Origin of the sequence: Arthrobacter sp. AOP36-C1-22 (assembly GCF_052377515.1) — a bacterium.
Lineage (GTDB): Bacteria > Actinomycetota > Actinomycetes > Actinomycetales > Micrococcaceae > Arthrobacter_H.
On the sequence record NZ_JBQSWW010000054.1, the window covers coordinates 1 to 5,507 of the forward strand.

The 5,507-nt window shown below is 55.7% G+C and carries 2 rRNA genes; both read left to right on the forward strand.

Annotated elements, in window-relative coordinates:
• The first annotated feature begins 181 nt into the window (after positions 1 to 181).
• Positions 182 to 1,708, forward strand: a 16S ribosomal RNA gene (locus ACT3S6_RS15800).
• Positions 1,709 to 2,281: 573 nt separating this feature from the next.
• Positions 2,282 to 5,411, forward strand: a 23S ribosomal RNA gene (locus tag ACT3S6_RS15805).
• Together the 16S and 23S rRNA genes form the textbook arrangement of a ribosomal RNA operon.
• The last annotated feature ends 96 nt before the right edge of the window (positions 5,412 to 5,507 follow it).

Here is a 5,507-nt window from a genome sequence, read left to right on the forward strand (position 1 = left end):
GTCTGTTGTTTGAGAACTCAATAGTGTGCCATGTTTGTTGACACCGATTTTTTTATAAATTGGTGAATGGTCTTTATGGGTGCACCCCGTGTATCCGTGGAGGCATATTTGCCGGGATTTATGTAACTTGGTGCAGCCCTTCCCTTGTTTTCCCTTGGGATGTTGGTTGTGTCTGTAATTTTTTACGGAGAGTTTGATCCTGGCTCAGGATGAACGCTGGCGGCGTGCTTAACACATGCAAGTCGAACGATGACCCCGGTGCTTGCACCGGGTGATTAGTGGCGAACGGGTGAGTAACACGTGAGTAACCTGCCCCCGACTCTGGGATAAGCCCGGGAAACTGGGTCTAATACCGGATATTCACTTCCTTCCGCATGGGAGGTGGTGGAAAGATTTATCGGTGGGGGATGGACTCGCGGCCTATCAGTTTGTTGGTGGGGTAATGGCCTACCAAGGCGACGACGGGTAGCCGGCCTGAGAGGGTGACCGGCCACACTGGGACTGAGACACGGCCCAGACTCCTACGGGAGGCAGCAGTGGGGAATATTGCACAATGGGCGAAAGCCTGATGCAGCGACGCCGCGTGAGGGATGACGGCCTTCGGGTTGTAAACCTCTTTCAGTAGGGAAGAAGCGAAAGTGACGGTACCTGCAGAAGAAGCGCCGGCTAACTACGTGCCAGCAGCCGCGGTAATACGTAGGGCGCAAGCGTTATCCGGAATTATTGGGCGTAAAGAGCTCGTAGGCGGTTTGTCGCGTCTGCCGTGAAAGTCCGGGGCTCAACCCCGGATCTGCGGTGGGTACGGGCAGACTAGAGTGATGTAGGGGAGACTGGAATTCCTGGTGTAGCGGTGAAATGCGCAGATATCAGGAAGAACACCGATGGCGAAGGCAGGTCTCTGGGCATTAACTGACGCTGAGGAGCGAAAGCATGGGGAGCGAACAGGATTAGATACCCTGGTAGTCCATGCCGTAAACGTTGGGCACTAGATGTGGGGGACATTCCACGTTTTCCGCGTCGTAGCTAACGCATTAAGTGCCCCGCCTGGGGAGTACGGCCGCAAGGCTAAAACTCAAAGGAATTGACGGGGGCCCGCACAAGCGGCGGAGCATGCGGATTAATTCGATGCAACGCGAAGAACCTTACCAAGGCTTGACATGGGCCGGATCGGGCTGGAAACAGTCCTTCCCCTTTGGGGCCGGTTCACAGGTGGTGCATGGTTGTCGTCAGCTCGTGTCGTGAGATGTTGGGTTAAGTCCCGCAACGAGCGCAACCCTCGTTCCATGTTGCCAGCACGTAGTGGTGGGGACTCATGGGAGACTGCCGGGGTCAACTCGGAGGAAGGTGAGGACGACGTCAAATCATCATGCCCCTTATGTCTTGGGCTTCACGCATGCTACAATGGCCGGTACAATGGGTTGCGATACTGTGAGGTGGAGCTAATCCCAAAAAGCCGGTCTCAGTTCGGATTGGGGTCTGCAACTCGACCCCATGAAGTCGGAGTCGCTAGTAATCGCAGATCAGCAACGCTGCGGTGAATACGTTCCCGGGCCTTGTACACACCGCCCGTCAAGTCACGAAAGTTGGTAACACCCGAAGCCGGTGGCCCAACCCTTTTGGGAGGGAGCCGTCGAAGGTGGGACCGGCGATTGGGACTAAGTCGTAACAAGGTAGCCGTACCGGAAGGTGCGGCTGGATCACCTCCTTTCTAAGGAGCAACTAGCATTGACCATTTAGGGCGCATGTCCTGGTGGTGGTGTTCAGTTCAGCCCGTTTCTGCCACTTGTGTTGGTAGGCGGGCGCTCATGGGTGGAATGTCAACGGATTGTGGCTTGGGATCTTTGGTTCCCTGTTGTTTAGTACGCACTGCTTTGGTGGTGTTGGAACGATGCGGGGGCTGGTGGGTTCTGAGTCCATGGCACACTGTTGGGCCCTGAAACAACAGGCCCGATTTCCTGGTATCGACCGTGTGTTGGTGGTGGGGGGTTGGTTCTGGTTTGTTTTGGCTCCCGCGCATGGCCTAGGCCGCGATGATCTTTTGGTGTCGTGGTGGTGGGTGTGACGGGGTTGTTGTTTGACAACTGCATAGTGGACGCGAGCATCTTGCAAGGACGATGGATGCCATGTGATTGCCTTTTGCCTTCGGGCCGGTGGTGGTTATGTGGTTTTTTTATCGTGTTTGCGAAAGCAATTTATTTGAGAACCCCCAGCAGGGCGCCTTACGGGGTGTGGTTGTTGGTGGTTCTCTCGATCAAATGCTCTTGTGAATTGACCTTTTTGTGGTCAAGTTTCTAAGGGCGCATGGTGGATGCCTTGGCATCAGGAGCCGAAGAAGGACGTGGGAATCTGCGATAAGCCTGGAGGAGTCGATAACCGGACTTTGATTCCAGGATTTCCGAATGGGGAAACCCCGCACGGCGTCATGTCGTGTGACCCGTAGCTGAACACATAGGCTGCGTGGAGGGAACGCGGGGAAGTGAAACATCTCAGTACCCGCAGGAAGAGAAAACAATAGTGATTCCGTTAGTAGTGGCGAGCGAACGCGGATGGGGCTAAACCGTTCCATGTGTGATAGCCGGCGGGCGTTGCATGGGCGGGGTCGTGGGACCAGTCGTTCCAGTTCTGCCGGACTGGAGGAGTGAGGTGCGGGTGCATAGGCGAATCGGTTTGAAAGCCGGACCATAGAGGGTGTTAGTCCTGTAGCTGTAATGTTCTCCGCCGCTTTGTATTGGTATCCCAAGTAGCACGGGGCCCGAGAAATCCCGTGTGAATCTGCCAGGACCACCTGGTAAGCCTGAATACTTCCTGATGACCGATAGCGGACAAGTACCGTGAGGGAAAGGTGAAAAGTACCCCGGGAGGGGAGTGAAATAGTACCTGAAACCATGTGCCTACAATCCGTCGGAGCCACCTTGTTGTGGTGACGGCGTGCCTTTTGAAGAATGAGCCTGCGAGTTAGTGCCGTGTCGCGAGGTTAACCCGTGTGGGGAAGCCGTAGCGAAAGCGAGTCTGAACAGGGCGTTCAGTGGCGCGGTCTAGACCCGAAGCGAAGTGATCTACCCATGGCCAGGTTGAAGCGTGTGTAAGAGCGCGTGGAGGACCGAACCCACTTCAGTTGAAAATGGAGGGGATGAGCTGTGGGTAGGGGTGAAAGGCCAATCAAACTTCGTGATAGCTGGTTCTCCCCGAAATGCATTTAGGTGCAGCGTTGCGTGTTTCTTACCGGAGGTAGAGCGACTGGATGGCTAATGGGCCCTACAAGGTTACTGACGTCAGCCAAACTCCGAATGCCGGTAAGTGAGAGCGCAGCAGTGAGACTGTGGGGGATAAGCTTCATAGTCGAGAGGGAAACAGCCCAGAACGCCAACTAAGGCCCCTAAGCGTGTGCTAAGTGGAAAAGGATGTGGAGTTGCGAAGACAACCAGGAGGTTGGCTCAGAAGCAGCCATCCTTGAAAGAGTGCGTAATAGCTCACTGGTCAAGTGATTCCGCGCCGACAATGTAGCGGGGCTCAAGCACACCGCCGAAGTTGCGTCATCCAGGTATATAGGTAGGCCTTCGTGGTCCAGCCGCCTGGGTGGGTAGGGGAGCGTCGTGCCGGCAGTGAAGCCACGGTGTGAACCAGTGGTGGAGACGGCACGAGTGAGAATGCAGGCATGAGTAGCGAAAGACGGGTGAGAAACCCGTCCGCCGAATGATCAAGGGTTCCAGGGTCAAGCTAATCTGCCCTGGGTGAGTCGGGACCTAAGGCGAGGCCGACAGGCGTAGTCGATGGACAACGGGTTGATATTCCCGTACCGGTGAAGAACCGTCCCTACTGAACTGGCGATGCTAACCGCCTCGAGCACCCACCATCTTCCCTTCGGGGAAGGTACCGGGTGCAAGGCGCGGGACCCGAGCCAGGGAGGTCAACGTATTAACAGGTGTGACGCAGGAAGGTAGCCGGGCCAGGCAATGGAATCGTCCTGGTCCAAGGGTGTAGGCCGAATGGTAGGTAAATCCGCCGTTCATGATGGTTGAGACCCGATAGGCGCCCGCTTCGGCGGGTGATCCGGTGATCCTATGCTGCCAAGAAAAGCATCGACGTGAGGTTCAAGCCGCCCGTACCCCAAACCGACACAGGTGATCAGGTAGAGAATACTAAGGCGATCGAGAGAATCATGGTTAAGGAACTCGGCAAAATGCCCCCGTAACTTCGGGAGAAGGGGGGCCCCAACCTTGAACACCATTTGCTGGTGTGAGGGGATCGGGGCCGCAGAGACCAGGGGGAAGCGACTGTTTACTAAAAACACAGGTCCGTGCGAAGTCGCAAGACGATGTATACGGACTGACTCCTGCCCGGTGCTGGAAGGTTAAGAGGACCGGTTAGCCCTTCGGGGCGAAGCTGGGAATTTAAGCCCCAGTAAACGGCGGTGGTAACTATAACCATCCTAAGGTAGCGAAATTCCTTGTCGGGTAAGTTCCGACCTGCACGAATGGAGTAACGACTTCCCCGCTGTCTCAACCATGAACTCGGCGAAATTGCACTACGAGTAAAGATGCTCGTTACGCGCAGCAGGACGGAAAGACCCCGAGACCTTTACTATAGTTTGGTATTGGTGTTCGGTGCGGCTTGTGTAGGATAGGTGGGAGACGTTGAAGCGGGCACGCCAGTGTTCGTGGAGTCATCGTTGAAATACCACTCTGGCCGTACCGGATTCCTAACTTCGGCCCATGATCTGGGTCAGGGACAGTGCCTGATGGGTAGTTTAACTGGGGCGGTTGCCTCCTAAAGAGTAACGGAGGCGCCCAAAGGTTCCCTCAGCCTGGTTGGCAATCAGGTGACGAGTGTAAGTGCACAAGGGAGCTTGACTGTGAGAGTGACAGCTCGAGCAGGGACGAAAGTCGGGACTAGTGATCCGGCGGCACGTTGTGGAACGGCCGTCGCTCAACGGATAAAAGGTACCTCGGGGATAACAGGCTGATCTTGCCCAAGAGTCCATATCGACGGCATGGTTTGGCACCTCGATGTCGGCTCGTCGCATCCTGGGGCTGGAGTAGGTCCCAAGGGTTGGGCTGTTCGCCCATTAAAGCGGTACGCGAGCTGGGTTTAGAACGTCGTGAGACAGTTCGGTCCCTATCCGCTGCGCGCGCAGGAAATTTGAGAAGAGCTGTCCTTAGTACGAGAGGACCGGGACGGACGAACCTCTGGTGTGTCAGTTGTACTGCCAAGTGCACCGCTGATTAGCTACGTTCGGAAGGGATAACCGCTGAAAGCATCTAAGCGGGAAGCCCACTTCGAGATGAGATTTCCATACACCTTGAGTGTGAGAGGCCCCCAGCTAGACCACTGGGTTGATAGGCAGGACGTGGAAGCGGGGACTAAAGACCCGTGGAGCTGACCTGTACTAATAGGCCGATGACTTACACCACAATTCACCACACGGCTTTCGGGTTGTGTGGGCAAGATATGCTGCGTCCACTATGCGGTTGCCGGACAACAACTCCTGGTAGCCAACCAAACACCCG